This window comes from Stenotrophomonas indicatrix (assembly GCA_041545745.1).
Taxonomy (GTDB): Bacteria; Pseudomonadota; Gammaproteobacteria; order Xanthomonadales; family Xanthomonadaceae; genus Stenotrophomonas; species Stenotrophomonas indicatrix_A.
In genome coordinates this window covers 2,886,545-2,909,661 of sequence record CP168152.1, presented here as the reverse complement: position 1 = coordinate 2,909,661, position 23,117 = coordinate 2,886,545, and the positions used below count along the sequence as shown (strand labels likewise).

Annotated in this window: 17 protein-coding genes; 13 read left to right on the top strand and 4 right to left on the bottom strand. The window is 66.0% G+C overall.

The window, feature by feature from the left end:
- Nucleotides 1-10 precede the first annotated feature (10 nt).
- Nucleotides 11-3,514 (top strand): chromosome segregation protein SMC, encoded by a 3,504-nt coding sequence (gene smc / locus ACEF39_RS13390; RefSeq protein ID WP_500285404.1) that lies wholly within the window; start codon nt 11-13, stop codon nt 3,512-3,514.
- 46 nt (nt 3,515-3,560) lie between these two features.
- On the top strand, nt 3,561-4,298 hold the full coding sequence (gene zipA / locus ACEF39_RS13385) for a cell division protein ZipA (RefSeq protein WP_025876911.1): 738 nt from the start codon (nt 3,561-3,563) through the stop codon (nt 4,296-4,298).
- Between the two features lie 153 nt (nt 4,299-4,451).
- On the opposite strand, the gene ACEF39_RS13380 is transcribed toward zipA, so the two are convergent.
- Nucleotides 4,452-5,576, bottom strand: a complete 1,125-nt coding sequence (locus tag ACEF39_RS13380) for a pyridoxal phosphate-dependent aminotransferase (RefSeq protein ID WP_500285403.1) — start codon at nt 5,574-5,576, stop codon at nt 4,452-4,454.
- A gap of 182 nt (nt 5,577-5,758) precedes the next feature.
- On the opposite strand from ACEF39_RS13380, the gene ligA reads away from it, so the two are divergent.
- The 8 genes from ligA to ACEF39_RS13340 all read left to right on the top strand — a co-directional run bounded on the left by ligA (nt 5,759) and on the right by ACEF39_RS13340 (nt 18,831).
- Nucleotides 5,759-8,230: an NAD-dependent DNA ligase LigA gene (gene ligA, locus ACEF39_RS13375; RefSeq protein ID WP_500288023.1), complete on the top strand. Its 2,472-nt coding sequence runs from the start codon at nt 5,759-5,761 to the stop codon at nt 8,228-8,230.
- 51 nt (nt 8,231-8,281) lie between these two features.
- Nucleotides 8,282-8,767 carry a GNAT family N-acetyltransferase gene (locus ACEF39_RS13370; RefSeq protein WP_500285402.1) on the top strand — a complete coding sequence of 162 codons (486 nt, stop codon included), beginning with the start codon at nt 8,282-8,284 and terminating at the stop codon, nt 8,765-8,767.
- Complete coding sequence (gene epmA / locus ACEF39_RS13365; RefSeq protein ID WP_500285401.1) at nt 8,764-9,720, top strand: EF-P lysine aminoacylase EpmA; 957 nt, start codon at nt 8,764-8,766, stop codon at nt 9,718-9,720. The genes ACEF39_RS13370 and epmA overlap by 4 nt, the downstream gene beginning before the upstream one ends.
- A 137-nt stretch (nt 9,721-9,857) precedes the next feature.
- Nucleotides 9,858-10,592 (top strand): DUF3011 domain-containing protein, encoded by a 735-nt coding sequence (locus tag ACEF39_RS13360; RefSeq protein WP_500288022.1) that lies wholly within the window; start codon nt 9,858-9,860, stop codon nt 10,590-10,592.
- A 47-nt stretch (nt 10,593-10,639) separates the two neighbouring features.
- Nucleotides 10,640-11,704 carry an S-methyl-5-thioribose-1-phosphate isomerase gene (mtnA, locus tag ACEF39_RS13355; RefSeq protein ID WP_099820757.1) on the top strand — a complete coding sequence of 355 codons (1,065 nt, stop codon included), beginning with the start codon at nt 10,640-10,642 and terminating at the stop codon, nt 11,702-11,704.
- A 232-nt stretch (nt 11,705-11,936) separates the two neighbouring features.
- Nucleotides 11,937-14,651: a DNA gyrase subunit A gene (gene gyrA, locus ACEF39_RS13350; protein WP_500285400.1), complete on the top strand. Its 2,715-nt coding sequence runs from the start codon at nt 11,937-11,939 to the stop codon at nt 14,649-14,651.
- Between the two features lie 130 nt (nt 14,652-14,781).
- On the top strand, nt 14,782-17,313 hold the full coding sequence (locus ACEF39_RS13345; RefSeq protein ID WP_500285399.1) for a membrane-bound PQQ-dependent dehydrogenase, glucose/quinate/shikimate family: 2,532 nt from the start codon (nt 14,782-14,784) through the stop codon (nt 17,311-17,313).
- A gap of 87 nt (nt 17,314-17,400) precedes the next feature.
- The gene (locus ACEF39_RS13340; RefSeq protein ID WP_500285398.1) at nt 17,401-18,831 is read left to right on the top strand and encodes a serine hydrolase domain-containing protein; all 1,431 of its coding nucleotides are present in this window, start codon (nt 17,401-17,403) and stop codon (nt 18,829-18,831) included.
- A 77-nt stretch (nt 18,832-18,908) separates the two neighbouring features.
- Here the strand turns inward: ACEF39_RS13340 and ACEF39_RS13335 are convergent, their stop codons facing one another.
- Entirely contained in the window at nt 18,909-19,898 is a 990-nt protein-coding gene (locus ACEF39_RS13335; protein ID WP_100552938.1) for a zinc-dependent alcohol dehydrogenase family protein, read from the bottom strand.
- A gap of 123 nt (nt 19,899-20,021) precedes the next feature.
- Here ACEF39_RS13335 and ACEF39_RS13330 point away from each other — a divergent pair, with 123 nt between their 5' ends.
- The 3 genes from ACEF39_RS13330 (at nt 20,022) to ACEF39_RS13320 (ending at nt 21,953) form a co-directional block, all read left to right on the top strand.
- On the top strand, nt 20,022-20,930 hold the full coding sequence (locus ACEF39_RS13330) for a LysR family transcriptional regulator (RefSeq protein WP_500285397.1): 909 nt from the start codon (nt 20,022-20,024) through the stop codon (nt 20,928-20,930).
- 133 nt (nt 20,931-21,063) lie between these two features.
- On the top strand, nt 21,064-21,522 hold the full coding sequence (locus ACEF39_RS13325) for a DUF4952 domain-containing protein (protein WP_500285396.1): 459 nt from the start codon (nt 21,064-21,066) through the stop codon (nt 21,520-21,522).
- Between the two features lie 47 nt (nt 21,523-21,569).
- Entirely contained in the window at nt 21,570-21,953 is a 384-nt protein-coding gene (locus tag ACEF39_RS13320) for an energy transducer TonB (protein WP_500285395.1), read from the top strand.
- Nucleotides 21,954-21,957: 4 nt separating this feature from the next.
- Here ACEF39_RS13320 and ACEF39_RS13315 read toward each other — a convergent pair whose 3' ends face one another.
- Together ACEF39_RS13315 and ACEF39_RS13310 are read right to left on the bottom strand one after the other, a co-directional pair.
- Complete coding sequence (locus tag ACEF39_RS13315) at nt 21,958-22,350, bottom strand: DUF3037 domain-containing protein (RefSeq protein ID WP_500285394.1); 393 nt, start codon at nt 22,348-22,350, stop codon at nt 21,958-21,960.
- Complete coding sequence (locus ACEF39_RS13310; RefSeq protein WP_500285393.1) at nt 22,328-23,104, bottom strand: HipA family kinase; 777 nt, start codon at nt 23,102-23,104, stop codon at nt 22,328-22,330. The genes ACEF39_RS13315 and ACEF39_RS13310 overlap by 23 nt, the downstream gene beginning before the upstream one ends.
- Nucleotides 23,105-23,117 lie beyond the last annotated feature (13 nt).

The following is a 23,117-nucleotide window of genomic DNA, read 5'->3' as shown; positions in this document are numbered from 1 at the left end:
CAATCACGCCATGCGTCTTTCCACGATCAAGCTGTCCGGCTTCAAGTCCTTCGTCGATCCGACCACCCTGCACCTGCCGACCAACATGACCGGCGTGGTGGGGCCCAATGGCTGCGGCAAGTCGAACATCATCGACGCGGTGCGCTGGGTCATGGGCGAAAGTTCGGCCAGCCGCCTGCGTGGTGACTCGCTTACCGACGTGATCTTCTCCGGTTCCAATGCCCGCAAGCCGGTTTCGCAGGCCACCGTCGAGCTGATCTTCGACAACTCGGATCACACGATTTCCGGCGAGTACGCCTCGTTCAACGAGATCTCGGTCAAGCGCACCGTCAGCCGTGACGGCAGCAGCAACTACTATCTCAACGGCACCAAGTGCCGCCGCCGCGACATCACCGACCTGTTCCTCGGTACCGGCCTGGGCCCGCGCAGCTACTCGATCATCGAGCAGGGCATGATCAGCCAGATCATCGAGGCGCGCCCGGAAGACCTGCGCGTGTACCTGGAAGAGGCCGCCGGCATCTCCAAGTACAAGGAGCGCCGCAAGGAAACCGAGACGCGCATCCGCCACACCCGCGAGAACCTGGACCGCCTTGGCGATCTGCGCGAGGAAATCACCAAGCAGCTCGAACACCTCAAGCGCCAGGCGAAACAGGCCGAGCAGTACCAGGCGCTGCAGGAAGAGCGCCGGGTCAAGGACGCCGAGTGGAAGGCGTTGGAGTACCGCGGCCTGGACGGTCGCCTGTCCAAGCTGCGCGAGGGCCTGTCTCAGGAAGAAACCAAGCTGCAGCAACTGATTGCCGACCAGCGTGACGCAGAGGCGCGGATCGAGACCTCGCGCGTGCGCCGCGAGGAGGCCGCCGATTCGCTCAATGCCGCGCAGGCCGAGGTCTACCAGGTGGGCAGCACGCTGGCCCGTCTCGAACAGCAGATCCAGCACCAGCGCGAACTGTCGCAGCGACTGCACAAGGCGCGCGATGAAACCCGCCAGGCACTGGCCGAACTGGGCCAGCATATCAGTGGTGACGAAGCCAAGCTGATGGTGCTGCGCGAGGCAGTTGATGCGGCCACCCCGCAGCTGGAAGCGCTGCAGGAAGAGAACGAGATCAAGCAGGAAGGGCTGCGTGAGGCCGAAACGCGGCTGTCCGATTGGCAGCAACGTTGGGAGCAGCACACTTCGCAGAGCTCGGAAGCCTCGCGTGCCGGCGAGGTCGAGCGCACCCGCGTCGATTACCTGGACAAACAGATCCTTGACGCCGACCGTCGCCGCGAAGCGCTGGCGGCCGAGCGCGCTGGCCTGGACGTGGATGCGTTGGATGAAGTCTTCGAACAACTGCATCTGCAGCACGACACGCAGAAGACTGCGCTGGATGAACTGACCGAACAGGTCGAGGAGCGCAAGCACGGTGTCGCCGCCGTGCAGGAGCAGCAGCGCAACGGGCAGAACGAGCTGGCCGAGCTGCGCAAGCAGGTCAATGGCCTGCGCGGGCGCCTGTCTTCGCTGGAAACCCTGCAGCAGGCCGCACTCGGCCAGGAGCAGGGCGCGGCGGTGGCATGGCTGAAGTCGCGTGGCCTGGATTCGGCCGCGCGTGTGGGCGAGCGCCTGGATGTCGATGCCGGCTGGGAAAACGCAGTGGAAAGCGCCCTCGGCCAGTTGATCGAAGGCGTGCTGGTCGACGACCCGGCCAGCCTGGTCGATGCGTTGGGCGAGCTGGGCGAAGGCCGTATCGCGCTGGTCGCCAATGATGGCGCGGACCTGAAAGTCGCGCCGACCTCGCTGGCTGCACGCGTGCGCGGCCCGGCGCCGATCCGTCGCCTGCTGGCGCGCCTGCACGGCGCGCGCGACCTGGCCGAAGCCAATGCACTGCAGGCCAGCCTGCCTGAGGGCGATTCCATCATCACCCAGGGCGGTGAGCGTCTGGGCGAGGGCTGGGTGCGCGTATCGCGCTCCGGCGCCGCCAAGCAGGGCGCGTTGCTGCGCGAACGCGAAATCAATGAATTGCGCGAGCAGATCGAGCAGCTGCAATCGCGTGAAGCCGAACTGGAAGAACAGCTGGCCGATTTCCGTGAGCACCTGTTGGCGGCCGAACAGCAGCGTGAGGATGCGCAGCGGGCGCTGTACCTGGCGCACCGCGCGGTGTCCGAACTGGCCGGCCAGCTGCAGGGCCAGCAGGGCAAGGTCGAGGCGGCACGTACGCGCATTGACCGCATTGAAGGCGAGCTGAGCCAGTTGCTGGAGACACTGGACATCAATCGCGAGCAGGCGCGTGAAGCGCGTTCGCGGCTGGAGAATGCGGTCAACAGCATGGGCGACCTGGAGTCGAACCGGCAGGGCCTGGAGGGCGAACGCCGTCAGTTGACCGAGGCGCGTGATCTGGCCCGCGACGCCGCCCGCGCGGTACGCGAGCGCTCGCACGCGTTGGCCCTGACCCTGGAATCACAGCGCGCCCAGGTGGCGTCGTTGAGCCAGGCGCTGGAACGCATGAGCACCCAGCGTGGCCAGCTTGATGCACGTCTGGGCGAACTGCATTCGCAGCTGGACGAAGGCGATACCCCGGTCGAATCGCTGCAGGCCGAGCACCAGAACGCGCTGGAAGAGCGTGTGCGTGCTGATCGCGTGCTGACCGAAGCACGCACGTTGCTGGATGGCATCGATGCCGAACTGCGCAACTACGAGCAGACCCGCCACCAGCGCGACGAGCAGGCGTTGTCCCAGCGCGAGCGTATCTCGCAGCGCAAGCTGGACCAGCAGGCGCTGGTACTCAGTGCTGAAACCCTGCAGGCTGCAGTGGAGAAGGCCGGTTTCGTGCTGCAGGATGTGATCAACGCGCTGCCCGAAGAGGCGCGCCTGGGCGACTGGGAACAGGCCGTGCACCAGATCGACGGCCGCATGCGCCGGCTGGAGCCGGTCAACCTGGCCGCGATCCACGAGTATGGCGAAGCCTCGCAGCGCTCCGAATATCTGGATGCCCAGCACGTGGATCTGACCACGGCGCTGGAGACCCTGGAAGATGCGATCCGCAAGATCGATCGCGAAACCCGGGGCCGCTTCAAGGACACCTTCGACCGGGTCAACGCCGGTGTGCAGGCGCTGTATCCGCGCCTGTTCGGTGGCGGCCACGCCTACCTGGAACTGACCGGCGAAGACCTTCTCGACACCGGTGTGACCATCATGGCGCGCCCCCCGGGCAAGCGCGTGTCGAGCATCTCGCTGCTGTCCGGTGGCGAAAAGGCGATGACCGCCGTGGCGCTGGTGTTTGCGATCTTCCAGCTCAACCCGGCACCGTTCTGCCTGCTGGACGAGGTGGACGCGCCGTTGGATGAAGCCAACGTCGGCCGGCTGGCCAACATGGTCAAGGAAATGAGCGAGAAGGTGCAGTTCCTGTTCGTCAGCCACAACAAGGCCACGATGGAAGCGGCGCACCAGTTGTCGGGCGTGACGATGCGCGAGCCGGGTGTCAGCCGCCTGGTCAGCGTGGACCTGGAAGAAGCCGCGCGATTGGCGGGCGCGGCCTGACGTGCCATCCTAGTTACCTGAATGAACTAGCCGGAGAACCTAACGAATGTCCGACACGGCACTGTTGCGCATCGGCATCCTGGCCGCCGGCCTGCTGTTGGTCGCTGCGATCTTCCTGTTTGGCCGCCCGAAAAAGAAGCCTCAGGGCCGTCGCCTCGATAGCGCCGAACCGACCAGCGGCGAGCGTCGCGAGCCGGTGCTGGGCGAGGATGGCGTGCCTGTGGCCGGCGACCGCGTCGAGCCCGGCATGGGCGAGACGGTCGAGCAGGCCGAACTGGGGCTGCCCGATGTCGATGGCGCGGCCAGCGACCTGGGCAAGCGCGCCACGCAGGATTTCGACAAGATCGTTTCACTGTTCGTGGCCGCCCGCGCCGGTGAGCAGCTGCGCGGCGAAGACATCGTCGTGGCAGCGGAAAAGACCGGCCTGGTGTTTGGCCACATGAATGTCTTCCACCGGCTGGTGGAAGGGCATCCCGAGCGAGGCCCGATCTTCTCGATGGCCAGCATCATGAAGCCGGGCAGCTTCGACATGGGCAACATCCGCGCCATGGAAACTCCGGCCATCGCCTTCTTCCTGACCCTGCCGGCGCCGCTGACCGCGCTGGACGCCTGGGAGAAGATGCTGCCGACCGTGCAGCGCATGGCCGAGCTGCTCGATGGCGTGGTGCTGGATGACAGCCGCAACGCGCTCGGTCGCCAGCGCATCGCCCACATCCGTGATGAGCTGCGTGCCTATGACCGGCAGCACCAGGCACCGCCGCTGACCAAAACCCCGCGCTGGTAAGCGCAGCAGATCCTGGCGTGCCGACCAACGGTCGGCACCCACCAGACCAGTAGATCCACGCCATGCGTGGATAGGGCGAACCGACGTTCTACCAGTAGTAGATCCACGCCATGCGTGGATGGGGCGAACAAAGGTTCGCCTCTGCCAACTGTGTCAGGCCGGTACGCCCGCAACCTTCGCGAACGCGCTGCGGAAGCGCGCCATCTCTTCCTCGGTGCCCACGGTCACGCGCACGCGCTGCGGCCAGATCGGCCAACTGCGGCCAATCACCACGCCGTTGTCCGCCATCGCCTTGGCGAAGGCCGCACCGTCACGTTGCACATCCACCACGAAGCAGTTCGCTTCCGTCGGCAGGCAGTCGAAGCCGCGCTTGCCCAGCCAAGCGATGGTGGTCTGCCGGGCCTTGGCATTCTGCAGGCGTCGCTGCGGAACCAGCTGCGGGTCACGCAGGCTGGCCAGTGCCGCCGCAAGCGCGGGCACCGGCAGCGGATTCTCGCCCAGGCTGGCCAGCTCGCGCAGGCGCTCGGGATGTGCCGCCGCCACGCCGAGGCGCAGGCCGGCCATGCCGTACAGCTTGGAGAACGTGCGCAGCACGATCAGGTCATCGCGCCTGGCCACCTGTGCAATCAGGCTGGGCTGTTCGCTGTACTGCAGATAGGCCTCGTCCAGCAGCACGCGGGTGCCGGCAGGCTTGTTGGCCAGCAGCCAGGCCAGTTCCTCGGTGGGACTGATCGATCCGGTGGGATTGTTGGGATTGCACACGTACAGCAGGCCGGTCGGTCGCGCGTGTGCGGCGGCCACCATCGCGCGCAGGTCGTGCGCGCCGTCATTGCGCAGTGGCACCTTCTGCACATGGGCGCCGCGCGCGGCTGCCATCTCGCCCAGCGTCTCGAAGGTCGGGTCGGCCACCACCAGGCCAGCCTGCGGGCCGGTCCACAGCGTCGCCGCACGGCTCAGCGGTTCGCTGGAACCCGGATACAGGCGCATGTGGTCGGCGGGAATGCCGGCCTGGGCAACGAAGGCATCGCGTACCTCACCGGCCAAGGCGAAACGGTAACGCCCGCAACTGGCGATGCTGTCGCGTGCCGCCTGCTGGGCGGCGGGCGAGGGGCCATACGGGCACTCGTTGAAGTTCAGCAGTACCGCGCCTTCATTGGCGTTTGGCGGGGCCACAGTCGCTGGCTGTGCCTGGGCCGACCGGGGCAGGCCGCTGCCGGCAAGGGCGAGGCCGGCGCCGGCCAGTTGCAGGAAGTGGCGACGGGAGGCGGGCAGGGTCACAGGGGCGGTTCCGGAAGGGCGACCGACGCACGCTAGCGCTGGCAGCGAGTGCCGGCAAGCGGTTGTGTAGAGCCGGTGCCACGCTCGACTGTTGTTCGCCGCCCGTTGAGCCTGGCTCGACGCTACAGACAGGGCCTGACGCGCAGGCGCGGTAGAATTCCCGGCCATCCCAGAACCCGCGGATTCCGATGAGCCCCAGCCCCGCCGAACGTGCCGAAGACCTGCGCCGGCAGATCGCCCAGGCCAATCGCGCCTATCACGAGCTGGATGCGCCGGAGATCCCCGACGTCGACTACGACCGCCTGGTGCGTGAGCTGGAGGCGCTGGAGCGCGAGCATCCCGATCTTGCCCGTGCCGACAGCCCGACCCAGCAGGTGGGGGCACGCCCGTCGGGACGCTTCGCCGAAGTCACCCATGCTGTGCCAATGCTGTCGCTGTCCAATGCCTTCAGCGATGAGGAAGTCGCCGATTTCGTGCGCCGCATCGATGAGCGCCTGCGCCGCGGCACGCTGCGGTTTTCCGCCGAACCGAAGATGGACGGCCTGGCGATCAGCCTGCGCTACGAGGACGGCCATTTCGTGCTGGGCGCCACCCGTGGCGATGGCAGCACCGGCGAGGACGTGACCGCCAACCTGCGCGAGATCGGCGACATCCCCAAGCGACTGAGAGGCAAGGACTGGCCGGATGTGCTGGAGGTGCGCGGCGAGGTCTACATGGCCCGTGCCGACTTCGAGGCGTACAACGAGCGCGCGCGCCTGCACGGTGGCAAGGTGCTGGCCAATCCGCGCAACGCCGCCGCCGGTTCGCTGCGCCAGCTTGACCCCAAGATCAGCGCGCAGCGCAGGCTCAGTTTCTTCACCTACGGTACCGGTGAAGTGCAGGGTGGTGAGCTGCCCGATACGCACTCGGGCACGCTGGCGCAGCTGCGCGACTGGGGTTTCCCGGTCAGCGACCTGTGCAAGGTGGTGGAAGGCAGCGACGGCCTGCTGGCGTACTACCGTGACATCGGCGAGCGTCGCGACAGCCTGGCATTCGATATCGATGGTGTGGTCTACAAGCTAGATGACCGCGCCGGCCAGCACTCCATGGGCTTCGTTTCGCGCGCACCGCGCTGGGCCATCGCGCACAAGTTCCCGGCGCAGGAACAGAGCACTACGCTGGAGGCCATCGAAATCCAGATCGGCCGCACCGGTGCTGCCACGCCGGTGGCACGTCTTGCACCGGTCGCGGTGGCCGGTGTGATCGTCTCCAACGCCACCCTGCACAACGCTGACCAGATCGCGCGCCTGGACGTGCGCGTGGGTGACAGCGTGATCGTGCGCCGTGCCGGCGATGTGATTCCGGAAGTGGTCAGCGTCATCCTCGATCGCCGCCCTGCGGGCACCACACCTTGGCAGATGCCGACCAGCTGCCCGGTGTGCGGCTCGGAAATCGTGCGCGAGGAAGGGGCTGCTGCCTGGCGTTGTTCGGGCGAGCTGTCCTGCCCGGCGCAGCGCAAGGAGGCTATCGCCCACTTCGCCTCGCGACGGGCGATGGATATCGATGGTCTCGGCGACAAGTACATCGAAACCCTGGTGGACGCCGGCATCGTCAGGAGCGTGGCCGATCTGTACCGCCTCACCCGCGACCAGCTGCTGCACCTGAAGCTGGTGCTGGATGCGGAAGATCCTTCCGCGCTCGCGGCCAGCCTGAAACTGCACCTGCCGGCCGAAGGCAGCGGCGCGGTGCTCAACGCAGTGCTGAAGCTGGATGGCAACGATGCGGGGTGGCGCGCGCAGGCATTGGCGCAGCCGGCAGCCTTCGAATGGAACACGAAGAAGATCGCCACCAAGTGGGCTGACAACCTGATCGCTGCGATCGATGCCAGCCGTGATGCGACACTGGAGCGACTGCTGTTCGCACTGGGCATCGAGCACGTCGGCGAGAGCACCGCCAAGGCACTGGCACAGTGGTTTGGTGATCTGGCGTTGATCCGCCGTCTGCCGTGGCCGTTGTTCAAGCGCGTGCCCGACATCGGTGGCGAAGTGGCGCGCTCGCTGGGCCACTTCTTCGAACAGGAAGGCAACCAGCAGGCCATCGACGCGCTGCTGCAGGTGGGTCAGGTGCGCATCAGCGACGTGCACCCGCCAAGTGCGAAGCTGCGCGAGGGGCTGGACCTTGCCCAGCTGCTGGTCGAAGCGGAGATTCCCGGCATCACCCGCCTGCGTGCCGAGAAACTGGTCGCAGCACTACCCAGCGCACAATCGGTGCTGGATGCCGAGCACGGCCAGTTCGTCAACGCCGGCCTGCCCGATGACACCGCGCGAGGCGTCGCTGACTGGCTGGACAGCGAGGGCCATGGCGCGATGTTGCTGGCCGCCGAAGTGGAGATGAAGCACATCCTGACCAGCGCGCCGGCCCTGGCCGAAGTGGTGGCCGGCCCGCTGGACGGGCAGACGGTGGTTCTGACCGGCACGCTGGCCCAGCTCAATCGCGATACCGCCAAGGAGCGCCTCGAGGCGCTGGGCGCCAAGGTATCCGGCAGCGTGTCGAAGAAGACCAGTTTCGTGGTTGCCGGCACCGAGGCCGGTTCCAAGCTGGACAAGGCGCAATCGCTGGGCGTTCCGGTGTGGGATGAAGAGCGCCTGCTGGCCTACCTCGCCGAACACGAATGATGAACCGGCCGGGTGCGCAGGCGCCCGGCACGCAACCGCAGAGGAACCCTGATGCAGACCGCCCCGCTGGATTTCCGCCTGGCCACCCGTGCCGACGAGGAACTGCTGATTGCGCTGATGCGCGATTTCTACGCCGAAGACAAGATCGAATTCGACGATTCGCGCGTGCGCCGTGGTGTCGATGCGCTGTTGGCAGATCCGCGCAACGGCGAAGTGCTGCTGTGGCTGGACGAGGCTGCCGCCGTGGTTGGCTATGCGGTGATCGCGATGGGCTTCAGCCTGGAGCAGGGCGGCCATTTCATGCTGCTGGACGAGCTCTACCTCAGCCATCGCGCGCGTGGCCGTGGCCGTGGCAAGCGGGCACTGGCCATCTGCGAACAGCGCGCGCGTGGGCGCGGGGTCAGCCGGCTGCGGCTGGAGGTCAACCATCACAACGAACTGGCGCGCCGCCTGTACCTGGCCAGCGGCTACATCGACGACACCCGCGATCTGCTGACCCTGCCGCTGGACCATCCGCGCCCGGAGGGCATCCTGTGAGCGAGGCACTGCTGCGCAGCCTGCAACAGCGCGCCACCCTCAATGCGCTGGTGCGGCGCTTCTTCGCCGAGCGTGGCGTGCTGGAGGTGGAAACGCCGATCCTGTCGGTGGCGGGCAACACCGAGCCGAACATCGACAGCTTCCACACCGATTTCAGTGGCCACGTCGATGCCGGCGGTCGACGCCGCTGGCTGCGTACCTCGCCGGAATTCCCACTAAAGCGACTGCTCGCTGCCGGCGTGGGCGACTGCTATGAACTGGGCAGGGTGTTCCGCAATGGCGAAGCAGGCGGCCGCCACAATCCCGAGTTCACCATGCTGGAGTGGTATCGGCTTGGCTGGGACCACCATCGGTTGCTGCAGGAAACCGCGGAACTGGTGGGGCAGGCACTGGCGCTGGTGGGCCGCAGCGCGACGTTGCGTGTGCTGAGCTATCGCGAACTGTTCCAGCAACACGCAGGCGTGGACCCGTTTGATGCCGATGAGTCAGCGCTGCGCGCCGCGCTGGGCGAGGTGCACATCGATCCGGTGGGCCTGACCCGCGATGACTGGCTGGATCTGTTGATGACCCACCGTATCCAACCGCATTTCGATGACGCGGTCATGACCGTCGTCCACGACTGGCCCGCCAGCCAGGCGGCACTGGCGCGCATCCGCGCCGGCACGCCGCCGTTGGCCGAGCGTTTCGAGCTGTACCTGGGCGCGGTGGAGCTGGCCAACGGTTATCACGAACTGAACGATGCGGCTGAACAACGCGCGCGTTTCCAGCATGACCTGCAGCGCCGCCACGCACGGGGGCAGGTGCAGCCCGCGCTGGATGAAGCGTTGCTGCGGGCACTGCCTTCAATGCCGGCCTGTGCCGGCGTTGCCGTTGGCATTGATCGCCTGCTGATGGCGATGCACCGCACACCGCGCATCGCCGACGTGCTCGCATTCGATTTCGCCCACGCATGAGCCGACGATTTCCCATGGACCTGGCAGGCTGAACGAAAACAGGCATTTTCGCGCTTGATTCAGCAAGCACGATGATGCTCTTATCACAGTCGATACCGCACACTTGCGTCGTGGTTCATCCATTCATGGGGAAGGCTTTGGTCAAGTGGTTTGCGGTTGTAGCGGCACCGATTTACTCCGTGGCGATATGGGGTGGCCTGCTTCCGTCGACCGCATCGGCGCAGTCGCTTGGCTATGACAGCGAAGTGGTGACCTGCGAATCCCGCGACATGGGTTGGGTGCACTGCGATCTCGACGTCAGCAACGGAGTCGATCTGATCCGCCAGTTGTCCAGCAACAGCTGCATCCGTGGCAGCGAGTGGGGCACCGACCGCAGTGGCGTGTGGGTGACCTTGGGCTGCCGTGCCGAGTTCCGCGCGCGCCGGGCAGAGACGGATGCAGCGGCGCCGTCGACCGAGGGTCGCAAGCGTCTGGTGCGACGGGTGGTGCGCTGTGAGTCCAACGGTCGCCCGCAGAGTTGCCCGGTGCGCCTGGATGGTGCGCCGGTGCGGTTGCTGCGCCAGCTGTCGGTGCTGCCGTGCCGGGAAGGACAGGGCTGGGGCTACAAGCGCAATGAGGTGTGGACCACCCGGGGTTGCCAAGGTGACTTCGAGGTGGCTGACGAGCAGGGCCGTTTCGTCGACATGCCGCGCCGGCTGACCTGCGAATCCAAGTCCAAGAAGCGCCGCTTCTGTGGCGCCAGCATCTCCACCAGCGCCATCGTCACCAACCAGCTTTCCAGTACCCCGTGCGAGGAAGGCAACACCTGGGGCTGGAACCGCAACGGCATCTGGGTCGACGGCGGCTGCCGGGCCGAATTCTCGGTGAACTGAATCCGGACAGGATCCATCCGCGCGTGGCGTGGCCCTACAATGGGCCCATGAACACTGCCACCGACCTCGACTACGCCCGCTACGACCACATCCGCCCGATCCTGTGGACCGGCGATACCCTGCAACTGCTTGACCAGCGAAAGCTGCCGTTCGTGGTCGAGCATGTGGCCTGCCATGACAGCGATGAGGTGGCCGCCGCCATCCATGCCCTGACCGTGCGCGGTGCGCCGGCCATCGGCATCGCTGCCGCCTGGGGTGTGGTGCTGGCCGCACGTGATGTGCAGGCCGCCGACGGCGCGCACGCGCTGCAGCAGCTGGAACCGGCGCTGCAGCGGCTGAACGCCTCACGCCCGACCGCGGTGAACCTGGCCTGGGCGCTGGCACGCATGCGACGTTGCCTGGGAGCTGCCGGTGCCGACTGGAAGGCGCTGCTGGAGGCCGAGGCACAGGCCATCGCTGAAGAAGACCTGGCCGCCAACCGCCATATGGGTGCCCTTGGTGCTGGCCTGATCGAGGCCGGCAGTGGCGTGTTGACCCATTGCAATACCGGTTCGCTGGCCACCGCCGGCTTCGGTACGGCGCTGGGCGTGATCCGTGCCGGCATGGCCCAGGACCGCATTGCCCGCGTGTTTGCCGGCGAGACCCGGCCGTGGTTGCAAGGCGCGCGCCTGACCGTGTGGGAGCTGCAGCAGGACGGCATCGACGCGACGCTGATCGCCGACTCGGCCGCTTCGCACCTGATGAAGACCGGTGCCGTGCAGTGGGTGATCGTTGGCGCCGACCGCATCTGCGCCAACGGCGATACGGCCAACAAGATCGGCACCTACCAGCTGGCCATCGCGGCCCGCCACCACGGGGTGAAGTTCATGGTCGTGGCGCCGTCCTCGACGGTGGACATGGATACCGTGGACGGCAGCCAGATCGAGATCGAGCAGCGCGACCCGGGCGAACTGTACGGCGTGGGCGGCACCCGCACCGTGGCCGAGGGCATCGCCGCCTGGAACCCGGTGTTCGATGTCACCCCGGGCGAGCTGATCGATGCCATCGTGACCGAGCGGGGGGTGATCCTGAACCCGACCGCGGAGAACATGCGCGCCGCCTTCGGCGGTTGACGCGGGCAGGGGCGGGAGCCTTTCTACGGGAAAGCGCCCCGGCCCGGCGTCCGGTAGTGCCGGCCACTGGCCGGCAAACCCCTAAGTTCCTGATTTGTGCCGGTAAAATCACCGTAAAAGCAGGCGGAAAGCGGCCCCGTGTGGTAGAATCCAGCGGTTGAATCGAGGTTCCGGCACGACCGCCCCCGGGTGGATGCGCCGGACTGGACCGCTACCAGACAACGGAACCCGAATGGCAGAAACCGCCAAGGAAATCATCCAGGTCAACCTGGAAGACGAGATGCGCAAGAGCTATCTCGATTACGCCATGAGCGTGATCGTGGGGCGCGCGCTGCCAGATGCGCGCGATGGCCTCAAGCCGGTGCATCGTCGTGTGCTGTTTGCGATGAATGAACTCAACGCGCACAGCAACAAGCCCTACTTCAAGTCGGCACGTATCGTCGGTGACGTCATCGGTAAGTACCACCCGCATGGCGACCAGTCGGTGTACGACACGCTGGTGCGGTTGGCACAGCCGTTCTCGCTGCGTTACATGCTGGTCGATGGCCAGGGTAACTTCGGTTCGGTCGACGGTGACTCCGCCGCGGCGATGCGATACACCGAGGCGCGCATGTCGCGGCTCGCGCATGAGCTGATGGCGGACATCGACAAGGAAACCGTCGATTTCCAGCCCAACTACGACGAAAAGGAACTGGAGCCGACGGTCATGCCGACCCGGTTCCCGAACCTGCTGGTCAATGGTTCGGCCGGTATCGCGGTGGGCATGGCGACCAACATTCCGCCGCACAACCTCACCGAATCGATCAATGCCTGCATCGCGCTGATCGACAATCCGGAAATCGATATCGACGGCCTGATGGAGTTCATCCCGGGCCCGGATTTCCCGACCGCCGGCATCATCAACGGTACCGCCGGCATCATCGCCGGCTACCGCACCGGCCGTGGCCGCGTGCGCATCCGTGCCAAGGCGGATGTCGAAGTGGCCGACAACGGCCGCGAATCGATCATCGTCACTGAAATTCCTTACCAGGTGAACAAGGCGCGTCTGATCGAGAAGATCGCCGAGCTGGTCAAGGAAAAGAAGATCGAAGGCATCAGCGAGCTGCGCGATGAGTCCGACAAGGACGGCATGCGCATCTACATCGAAATCAAGCGCGGCGAGTCGGCCGAGGTTGTGCTGAACAACCTCTACCAGCAGACCCAGATGGAGTCGGTGTTCGGCATCAACATGGTGGCGCTGGTCGACGGCCGCCCGCAGTTGATGAACCTCAAGCAGATGCTGGAGGCCTTCGTCCGCCACCGTCGCGAAGTGGTGACCCGCCGCACCGTGTTCGAGCTGCGCAAGGCGCGCGCCCGTGCCCACGTGCTGGAAGGCCTGACCGTTGCGCTGGCCAACATCGACGAGATGATCGAACTGATCAAGACCTCGCCGAACCCGGGCGAAGCACGCGAACGCATGCTTGCGCGTCTGTGGGAGCCGGGCCTGGTCGGTTCGATGCTCGGCGCCGCCGGTGCCGAAGCCTCGCGTCCCGATGACCTGCCCAAGGGTGTGGGCCTGATCGAAGGCGGCTACCAGCTGACCGAGATCCAGGCGACCCAGATCCTGGAAATGCGCCTGCACCGCCTGACCGGGCTGGAGCAGGACCGCCTGACCGAGGAATACAAGCAGCTGCTGGAAGTGATCGCCGGGCTGATCCATATCCTGGAAGATCCCGACCGCCTGCTGCAGGTGATCCGCGAAGAGCTGATCAACGTGCGGGCCGAGTTCGGTGACGAGCGCCGGACCGAGATCCGCCACAGCGAAGAAGACCTGGACATCCTCGACCTGATCGCCCCGGAAGATGTGGTGGTCACCGTCTCCCACGCCGGCTACGTGAAGCGCCAACCGGTGAGCGTGTACCGCGCGCAGCGCCGTGGCGGACGTGGCCGCAGCGCGGCGTCGACCAAGGAAGAGGATTTCATTGAACAGCTGTGGCTGGTCAACACGCACGACACGCTGTTGACGTTCACCAGTTCAGGCAAGGTGTTCTGGCTGCCGGTGTACCAGCTGCCCGAAGCCGGTTCCAACGCCCGCGGTCGTCCGATCATCAACTGGATCCCGCTGGAGCCGGGCGAACGCGTGCAGGCCGTGTTGCCGGTGCGCGAGTACGCCGATGGCCAGTTCGTGTTCTTCGCCACGAAGAACGGTACGGTCAAGAAGACCCCGCTGGGCGAGTTCGCCTTCCGTCTGGCCCGCGGCAAGATCGCGATCAACCTCGACGAGGGCGATGCCCTGGTCGGCGTCGGCCTGACCGATGGCGAGCGCGACATCCTGCTGTTCGCCTCCAACGGCAAGACCGTGCGCTTCGGTGAAGACAAGGTCCGCTCGATGGGTCGTACCGCTACCGGCGTGCGTGGCATCAGGATGCCGGCCGGCGAGGAAGTGGTCAGCCTGATCGTGGCCGAGAGTGCTGGCGGCGTTGAGGACGAGAGCGAGGACGACAACGGTGTCGAGGAGGCCATCGCCACGGGCGACGCGGTGATCGAAGGTGCCGACGACGCCAACCTGCGTTACATCCTCACTGCCACCGAAAACGGCTACGGCAAGCGCACCCCGCTGCCGGACTACCCGCGCAAGGGTCGTGGCACGCAGGGCGTCATCGGCATCCAGACCACCGAGCGCAATGGCAAGCTGGTCGCCGCGGTGCTGATGGGTACGGACGATGAAGTCCTGCTGATCTCCGACGGCGGCACCCTGGTGCGTACGCGTGGCTCGGAAATCAGCCGCGTCGGCCGCAACACCCAGGGCGTGACCCTGATCCGCCTGTCCAAGGACGAGAAGCTGCAGGCGGTGGAGCGCATGGATGCCTCGATCGACGAGGACGAGGACGAGGTGGCTGCCGCCACCCCGGCCGCGACCGACGGCGCACCGGCTGCTGCCAGCAGCGAGGACGCCGCGCAGGAGTGATCCTGCCGCGATGCTGAGGTACCCGACGACGCCGGCCTTGTGCCGGCGTCGTCATGTCTGCGTTCGAAAATACGCACGCACTTCACGGTGACGGTGGCATAAGGGCGCATGCTGCCCCCGGAGATCGTCGATGTCCGCCACGCCGCAGTCCGCTTCCGTCGCCACGCCCACCTCCCGCCACCCGCTGATTACCGTCCTGGCCTTGTTGCTGATCGTGCTCGGCCTGATCATCGGCGGGCTCGGTGGCTGGCTGGCCAGCCTCGGGGGCTCCTGGTACTACGCCATCGGCGGCCTCGGCCTGCTGGCGTGCGGCATCCTGTTGTGGGGCAATCGCCGCAGCGGTGCGCTGCTGTATGCACTGGTCTTCCTCGGCAGCCTGCTGTGGACCTGGTGGGAATCGGGCAGCGATTACTGGCGCTGGGTGCCACGGCTGGGCCTGGTGACCGGGCTCGGCATTGTGCTGGCGTTGCTGGCGCCGACCCTGCAGGCGCCGGTACCCAAGCGCCTGTCGCGCAGCGTGGCCGCTGTGCTGATGCTGGTCTTCGTGGCCGCCTTCGGGCTCGCGTTCGCCCCCCATGGCCTGGTCGACGGGCACCAGCCGTTCCCGGAGCCGGCGGTCAGCACCGGGCTCGATCCGACCCGTGATACCACCGGTCTGCAGCCGGCCGACCAGCCGGCGGAGGGCGACTGGCCGGCCTGGGGGCGCAGCAATGCGGCCACCCGCTATTCGCCGCTGCAGCAGATCACCCCTGAAAACGTGGGAACCCTGCAACTGGCGTGGCAGTTCCGCACCGGCGACCTGCCGAAGAAGCGTTGGGGTGCGGAAACCACGCCACTGAAGATCGGTGATCGGTTGTACCTGTGCACCGCACGCAACCAGCTGATTGCCCTCGATGCCGGCAGCGGCAAGGAACTCTGGCGTTTCGATCCGAAGGTGAAGGATGCTTCGATCCCGTACACGGCCGCTTGCCGTGGCGTGTCCTATTACGAACAGCCCAGCGCACCGACCTTCGCCGATGCGGCGCTGGCTGACATCGCCGCCGATCTGGTGCTGCCCGCGCCGCCGCTGGCCCACATCAACCGAAGCGCTGTGCCCGGGAGCCGCGCAGCCTGCAGCGCACGCATCATCGAAGGCACGCTGGACGGTCGCCTGATCGCGGTGGACGCCGACAGCGGTCGCCCCTGTGCGAATTTTGGCAACAACGGCCAGGTCGACATCACCCTGGGCATGGGCGAGGTGCCACCGGGCTACGTCTCGATCACCTCGCCACCGGCGATTGTCCGCGGTGTCATCGTCACCGGCCATCAGGTGCTGGATGGCCAGCGCCGCGACGCACCCTCCGGCGTCATCCAGGCCTACGATGCGGTCAGCGGCAAGCTGCGCTGGGCGTGGGACATGGACCAGCCCGAGCGCAGCGGTCTGCCACCGCGCGAGCAGACCTATACGCGTGGCACACCGAACATGTGGACCACTGCTACCGGCGATGAAGCGCTGGGCCTGGTGTACCTGCCGATGGGCAATGCCGCAGGCGATTACTGGAGTGGCTCGCGCACGGAGAACCAGAACAGGTACGCGACCTCGCTGGTTGCCATCGATGTAGCCACCGGCAAGCCGGTCTGGCATTTCCAGGCGGTGCGCAAGGACGTCTGGGATTACGACCTCGGCTCACAGGCCAGCCTGATCGATTACCCGACAGCATCCGGCAAGGTGCCGGCAATCCTGCTGCCCACCAAGCAGGGCGACATGTACATCCTCGACCGTCGCAATGGCCAACTGCTGACCCCGGCCGAAGAGCGCAAGGTGCCGCAGGGCGGCGTGGAGCCCGAGCAGCGCGCCGCTACCCAGCTGTTCTCGCTGTATCACACGCTGCGGCGCGACGACGCGCTGACCGAGCGTGACATGTGGGGCATCACCCCCATCGACCAGCTGGTCTGCCGCATCCAGTTCCGCAAGGCGCATTACGAAGGGTTCTATACGCCGCCCAGCAGCGATCATCATTCCATCGAATATCCCGGCTACAACGGAGGCTCGGACTGGGGCAGCGTGGCCATCGATACGCGACGCGGCGTGATCGTGGCCAACTACAACGACATGCCCAACTACAACCGGCGGGTGCCGCGCGCCGAGGCCGACCGCAAAGGCTGGCTGCCGCGCGAGCAGATCCGCGCGGACAAGGGAGGTGCCGAAGGGGCAGGGGACCCGCAGGTGGGAACGCCCTATGGCATCGACGTCAACGCCGGTTGGCGGCTGCCGTTCACCGGCCTGCTGTGCAAGCAGCCGCCCTATGGCGGCATCCGTGCGATCGACCTGCGCAGCGGCAAGCTGCTGTGGGACCGGCCGTTCGGCAGCGCGCGCGGCAACGGTCCCTTCGGCATCCGCTCCGGCCTGCCGATTGAAATCGGTACGCCGAACAATGGCGGTTCGGTGGTGACCGCCAGCGGCCTGATCTTCATCGCCGCAGCAACCGACGACCTGCTGCGTGCCATCGACCTGAAGACTGGCAAGGAACTGTGGCACACCAGGTTGCCGGCGGGCGGCCAGGCCAACCCGATGGTGTATGAGCAGGGCGGGCGCCAGTACGTGGTGATCATGGCCGGCGGGCACCATTTCATGGAGACGCCAGCCGGGGATTACGTGATGGCGTATGCGTTGCCGCAATAGCGTCGATATTTGATTCCGGCTGCGGCGCAGCGACCTGCGCGGTTGTCGTCTAGGATGGCGCTACGCCCCGTCTGCGAAGGATCCGCCATGTCCGTGCGTCGTCGACGCTTCTGTGTCTTCCCACTGACCTTCGCCTTGCTGTTGGGGGTGTCATTCAGTGCTGGTGCGGCTGCAGTACCAGTTGAATCAACCGGCTCACGCGCGCAGGACGCCGTCGATGAATGGCTGTCCGCCTTCAATGCCAACAGTCTCCAGGCGTTGCAGGCGTTCGCCGACAGGTACGCAAAGAGGACCGGCAGCGGTCCGCAGGATTACCTGGAGTTCCGTGCGTCCAATGGGCCGATGAAGGTGCTCGAAGTACGCTCAAACACGCCTGAGAAAGCCGAAGTGCTGGTGCTGGGCGAAGACAGCGAACGGGCGATGCTGTTGACTGCGGAAATGGACCCTGCCGCGCCGCGCCACGTGAAGGTGTTCCAGTTGGAAGGCGTGCCGACACCGCCGCAGTTCCAGCCTGTGCGCATGGAGCTGCCGGCACTCCTGGCCCAGAGTACCGCCCGGCTCAACGCCCTGCAGGCAAGTGATTCGCTGTCTGGCGCCGTGCTGGTCGCGCACGATGGCAGGGTGCTGCTGCAGTGGCAGGGAGGGCTGGCCAACCGCGCGCAGCGCGTGCCCGTTGATGCGCAGACGCAGTTCCGCCTTGCCTCGTCCAACAAGATGTTCACCGCAGTGGCCATCCTGCAACTGGCCGAAGCAGGTCGCCTGGCCCTGGATGACACCATCGGCAGGCGCCTGCCGGACTATCCGAACAAAACGGTGGCAGGCACGGTCACGATCCGGCAACTGCTCAGCCATACCGGCGGCCTCGGAGATTTCTTCGGTGATGATTTCGAGCGCTTCGCGGCGTCGCTGAAAACGCACAGCGACTATGTGCAGCGCTTCGCCAAGGATGCCCCGCAGTTTGCTGCAGGCAGCCAGGATGGGTATTCAAACTATGGTTTCATCGTGCTCGGCCGGATCATCGAGGCAGTGTCCGGGCAGACGTACTACGACTATGTCAACGACCATGTTCTGCGCGCGGCGGACATGGCGGAAACCGGTTTTGAACCGGAATCGGTGGACGTTCCACATCGTGCAAGCGGCTATACCCAAGTGAAAGGGCAGTGGATCGGCGAAACCAAATCCCTGCCATGGCGAGGGACTGCCGCCGGCGGCGGTTACAGCACCGCAGGTGACATGTTGAAGTTTGCAGAGGCCCTGCGTACCGGCAAGCTGGTCTCGCCGGTATGGTTGCAGCAGGCCACCCGTCCACAGAACCACAAGGGCTGGTATGGCTACGGGTTCATGGTTCAGGGCGAGGGGAGGCAGCGCCAGTTCGGCCACGAGGGCGGGGCCCCCGGTTCGAACAGTGCCATTGTGGTGATGCCTGAGCAGGGGTACGTGCTGGTCGGCCTGGCCAACGTCGATCCGGATGCCGTAGGCAATGTGATCAACTACATCGCCCGCCGCGTGCCCCTGTAGCACACGTCGCTGGCAACAGCATCGACGCCCCTGTGGGCGGGTAAATTCCCAACGCCACAGGGGTATCGCGCAACCGGTTAAACCGTCACCACCACCTTGCCGATCTGCTCGTTCGATTCCAGGTAACGGTGTGCGTCCTGGATCTGCGCGAACGTAAACACCTTGGCGATCAGCGGCGCCAGCACGCCCTTGTCCAGGCCATCGACGATGAACGCCTTCGCACGCGCCAGCGCCGCATCGTCAGACACGATTTCCGAGTACAGGTAGCCCTTCAGCGTCAGCGACTTGCCCAGTACGTTGAACAGCGGGAACGGCGTCGGCTCGCTGCTCAGCGCGCCATACTCCAGCAGGATCCCGCCGCGCGCCATCGCTTCGGTGAGCGGCACGAACTGCGGGCCGCCGATGGGATCGAATACCACGCGCGCGCCAGCACCTGCGGTGATGCGGGCAACTTCGGCCACCAGATCCTGCTCCTGGGTGGCGATGACATGGGCAGCGCCGGCATCGAGCAGTGCCTGGCGCTTGCCCGGGCCACGGGTTACCGCGATCGGCGTCGCGCCCACCGCATTGGCGATCTGGATGGCGGCCAGGCCAACGCTGCTTGACGCTGCAGTGATGATGACGAAATCGCCGGCACCCAGCTTGGCCTGCTCCAGCAGCGCGCCCCAGGCGGTGACGTACTGCATCCACACCGCAGCAGCCTGCTCGAAGCCCAACGACGACGGGTGCTTCACCACCAGTCGCGCCGGCACGTTGGCCAGCTCGCCGTAGGTGCCCCAGCGGGCGATATCCAGCGGCGGCACCACGCTGACGGCATCGCCTGCAGCGAAGCCGGTCACTGCGCTGCCTACGGCTTCAACCAGGCCCGCCGCTTCATAGCCCAGGCGGCTGGGGAACTCTGCCTGCTGCAGATAGGCGCCGTTGCGGAACATCACCTCGGCGCGGTTCAGGCCGATGGCCTTGACCCGGATCTGGATCTCATCGGCGGCAGGAGCGGGTACGTCGATATCGTCAACGCGCAGCACATCGGCGTCGCCATAGGCGTGGATGCGGACAACCTGGGTCATGGGGGTCTCCAAGGGGGAATGCCGGCTGGTGGCCGGCCAGGGGGAACAAAGCGCTACTGTGCGCGTGGCCGGCGAACGAAAGAAGGGGTAATCTGGCGTTTCATTGGAAAACAATAGTTTGCAATGGACCTTATCGCACCTCTGCGCAGCTTCGCCAAGGTGGCCGAGGTGGGCTCGTTCTCCGCAGCTGCCGACGCACTGGATCTGTCGCCGCAACTGGTCGGCAAGCATGTGCAGACGCTGGAACAGCATCTGGGCGTGCGACTGCTCAACCGCACCACGCGCAAGCAGAGCCTGACCGACTTCGGGCAGGCGTACCTGGCCCGCGCCCGGGTCATCCTGGAGGAAGTGGAGAGTGCCGAGCAGCTGGCCGAGATCGCGCGCGGGCGACCGATGGGCCGGCTGCGGATCAGTGCGCCGGTCACCTTCGGCGTGCATGCGCTGGGGCCGGCGGTGGTGGCCTATATGCAGCAGTATCCCGACGTGCAGGTGGATCTGAACCTGTCCAACAGCCTGGTCAACGTGGTTGAAGACGGCTACGACCTGGTGTTCCGCACCGGTGATCTCGCCGACAGTGGCCTGGTCGCGCGGCGGCTGGGACCGTACCCGCTGGCCCTGTGCGCTGCACCCGGCTATCTCGCCGCACGCCCACCGATCGTCCACCCGCAGGACCTGAGCCGGCACGAATGCCTGGGCTTCGCCCACTCGGTGATCCGTACGCGGTGGAGCTTCCATGACCCACAGGACGGCGTCTTGACCGTGCCGGTCTCCAGTCGCTTCATGGTCAACCAGGCCGAGCCGCTGCTGACCGCTGCGGTCGGTGGGCTGGGACTGATCCTGCAGCCGTTCGAGATGATGTCTGCCGTTCTGGCCAGCGGCGGACTGGTGGAGGTGCTGCCTCGATTCGTGCCCGTATCCACGTCGATCAATCTGTTGTATCCCCGCCATCGCCAGGTGACGCCGAAGCTGCGCAGCTTCCTGGATTTCTGCGTGGCGCGCTTCACCGAACAGAGCATGGCGCGTGAGCGTTGATTGAAGCGCGCGCAGCGGGTGAGGGCGTCGGTCGTTTACGATGACGTCTCGCCACGTCCGCAGAGGATCTGCCATCACCCAGTTGCATCATTCTGCGTCCTGCTTTGCCCGCCTCGGATGCGGCGCTGGGTTGTTGCTGCTGATCGGCAGCGCCATCACTGCCAACGCACAGACGCCCGCCGCTGCGATCGCAGAGTGGGAGTTGCACGGACGCGCCGAAGGCCTGGCCCGGCCCGACACCGTCTGCCAGGATTTCCTGCAGGCGATGGGTCGAAAACCCGCCGAACTGGAGTACATCGGCTGTACGCAGGACGACGCTTCCTACATCCAGCCGATGGAAGCGAGGTATCGCGTCAGCGGTGCGGCGGCGGCGAGGATTGAAGCCTATCTGCAGCAGACCTTCGGCATGCCGCCATTGACGTATGTCTGCTGTGGCTGGAGCAACGGCGCGCCTTATTTCTGGCGCGAGCAACCGGGCAGCGTGAACTATCAGATCGGCATGGGTGTGGAGTCGCTGCATCATCCACGCGGGCAGTGGAGCGCGATTCCCTACTTCGCGGTGACCATTGCGGTGAACCGGAAGAGCCCGTGATGGCGTACGCTTGGACACCGACCACTGGCGTACAAGGAATGGCAACAATGCCTCCGATGCTGCTCCGCGTTGCTGCCATCACGTTCACCCTTGCGATGAGTCCGATGGCCATCGCCGCATCTCCCGAGCCGCTGCAGCTGCAGCAGGCCGAAGCCCTGACGTACTGGAAGCCGGTGGAAGGCACGTTCCGCCCACGACTGAATGCTGATCCCGGGCGTGTGCAGTTCGCAGAGGAGGTGACGGTGGCCTATTCGATCAACAAGCGCGGCCGGATCTATGACGTAACGGTGGTCGATGCCAAGCCGTCGACGGCCTTCAGCGGCTGGGCGTTGAATGCGGTCAAGGCGATGCGCTTCACTGCAACGGACAACAACACCGAGCGCACCCCGATCCGCAGCGAAATGACCGCACGCTGGGGTGACGGCAAGTAGGGCACTAGGTCGGCACCCGCACCATCTTCGCCATCAGGTGTTCGACCACGCCTGCCGGGTCCGCCGTGCGCCCCACATGCGTGCTGGACATCTGCACCACCGAGCTGCGCTTGGCGGTGAGGAAATGGAAGCGCGCGCGCGCAGGCAGCTGCGCGATCGGGCCGGCGTCGGCGTCGCCACGGCAGATCGCCACGATCGCATCCAGCCACGGCTGCAGCGCTTCAACATCCAGCGCCGGCGCGAAGGCCTGCAGGCGTTCGGCATCGAGCTCGATCGCCGCCTCCAGGTGACGTGCGCCGGGGCAGGACACGATCACCCCGACGTTGATGAACTCCTCGCGCTCCACCCGCGGTACCACGCGGATGACGGCATAGTCATACGTGTGCAGCGTGGGCACGGATGGCCTCCTGCACGAACACCGCACGCACCTTCAGGCGATGCTTCAGGTAGTTGATGTAGCCCTGCCGGTAGGCCTGGGGGTTGTCGAAGGCCGGCTCATCGACCAGCCAGCTGTCCGGCACCAGGCCGACGATGCGCTCGATTTCTGCATCAGGCAGGCGCGCGGCCAGTTCGGCATCCACTTCGGCAATGCGGCTGGCGAACGACAGCAGCACGTGGTCGCGGATCAGCACGAAGGGCTTCTCGCAGGCATCGCCGGCAGTGGCCCAGTCGTGATGGAAGTACATGGCCGCACCGTGGTCGATCAAGTACAGCTTGCGGTGCCAGACCATCAGGTTCGGATTGCGCGTGGTGCGATCGACGTTGCTGGTGAACGCATCGAACCAGACGATGCGCGAGGCCAGGTCAGCGTCCACCGGCATTGCCACCGGGTCGTAGTTGATCGCACCGGGCAGGTAATCCAGGCCCAGGTTCAGGCCTTCGCTGGCGCGGATCAGGTCCTGGATCTCCGGGTCGGGCTCGGTGCGGGCGAACTCGCTGTCCAGCTCGACGAACAGGATCTCCGGAATCGGCAGACCCACCGCGCGCGCCATCTCGCCCGCGATCAGTTCGGCAATCAGCGCCTTCGGGCCTTGGCCGGCACCACGGAACTTGAGTACGGCCATACCGTCGTCGTCGGTCTCGACCACGGCAGGCAGTGAGCCACCTTCCCGCAAGGGGGTGATGTAGCGGAGGGCATGGACGGTACGCATGAGGGCATTCTAG

Coding starts and splice junctions, on each gene's coding strand:
- smc (WP_500285404.1), top strand. CDS start 11: ATGCGTCTTTCCACGATCAAGCTGTCCGGCTTCAAGTCCTTCGTCGAT.
- zipA (WP_025876911.1), top strand. CDS start 3,561: ATGTCCGACACGGCACTGTTGCGCATCGGCATCCTGGCCGCCGGCCTG.
- ACEF39_RS13370 (WP_500285402.1), top strand. CDS start 8,282: ATGCAGACCGCCCCGCTGGATTTCCGCCTGGCCACCCGTGCCGACGAG.
- mtnA (WP_099820757.1), top strand. CDS start 10,640: ATGAACACTGCCACCGACCTCGACTACGCCCGCTACGACCACATCCGC.
- gyrA (WP_500285400.1), top strand. CDS start 11,937: ATGGCAGAAACCGCCAAGGAAATCATCCAGGTCAACCTGGAAGACGAG.
- ACEF39_RS13345 (WP_500285399.1), top strand. CDS start 14,782: ATGTCCGCCACGCCGCAGTCCGCTTCCGTCGCCACGCCCACCTCCCGC.
- ACEF39_RS13340 (WP_500285398.1), top strand. CDS start 17,401: ATGTCCGTGCGTCGTCGACGCTTCTGTGTCTTCCCACTGACCTTCGCC.
- ACEF39_RS13335 (WP_100552938.1), bottom strand. CDS start 19,898: ATGACCCAGGTTGTCCGCATCCACGCCTATGGCGACGCCGATGTGCTG.
- ACEF39_RS13330 (WP_500285397.1), top strand. CDS start 20,022: ATGGACCTTATCGCACCTCTGCGCAGCTTCGCCAAGGTGGCCGAGGTG.
- ACEF39_RS13320 (WP_500285395.1), top strand. CDS start 21,570: ATGCCTCCGATGCTGCTCCGCGTTGCTGCCATCACGTTCACCCTTGCG.
- ACEF39_RS13310 (WP_500285393.1), bottom strand. CDS start 23,104: ATGCGTACCGTCCATGCCCTCCGCTACATCACCCCCTTGCGGGAAGGT.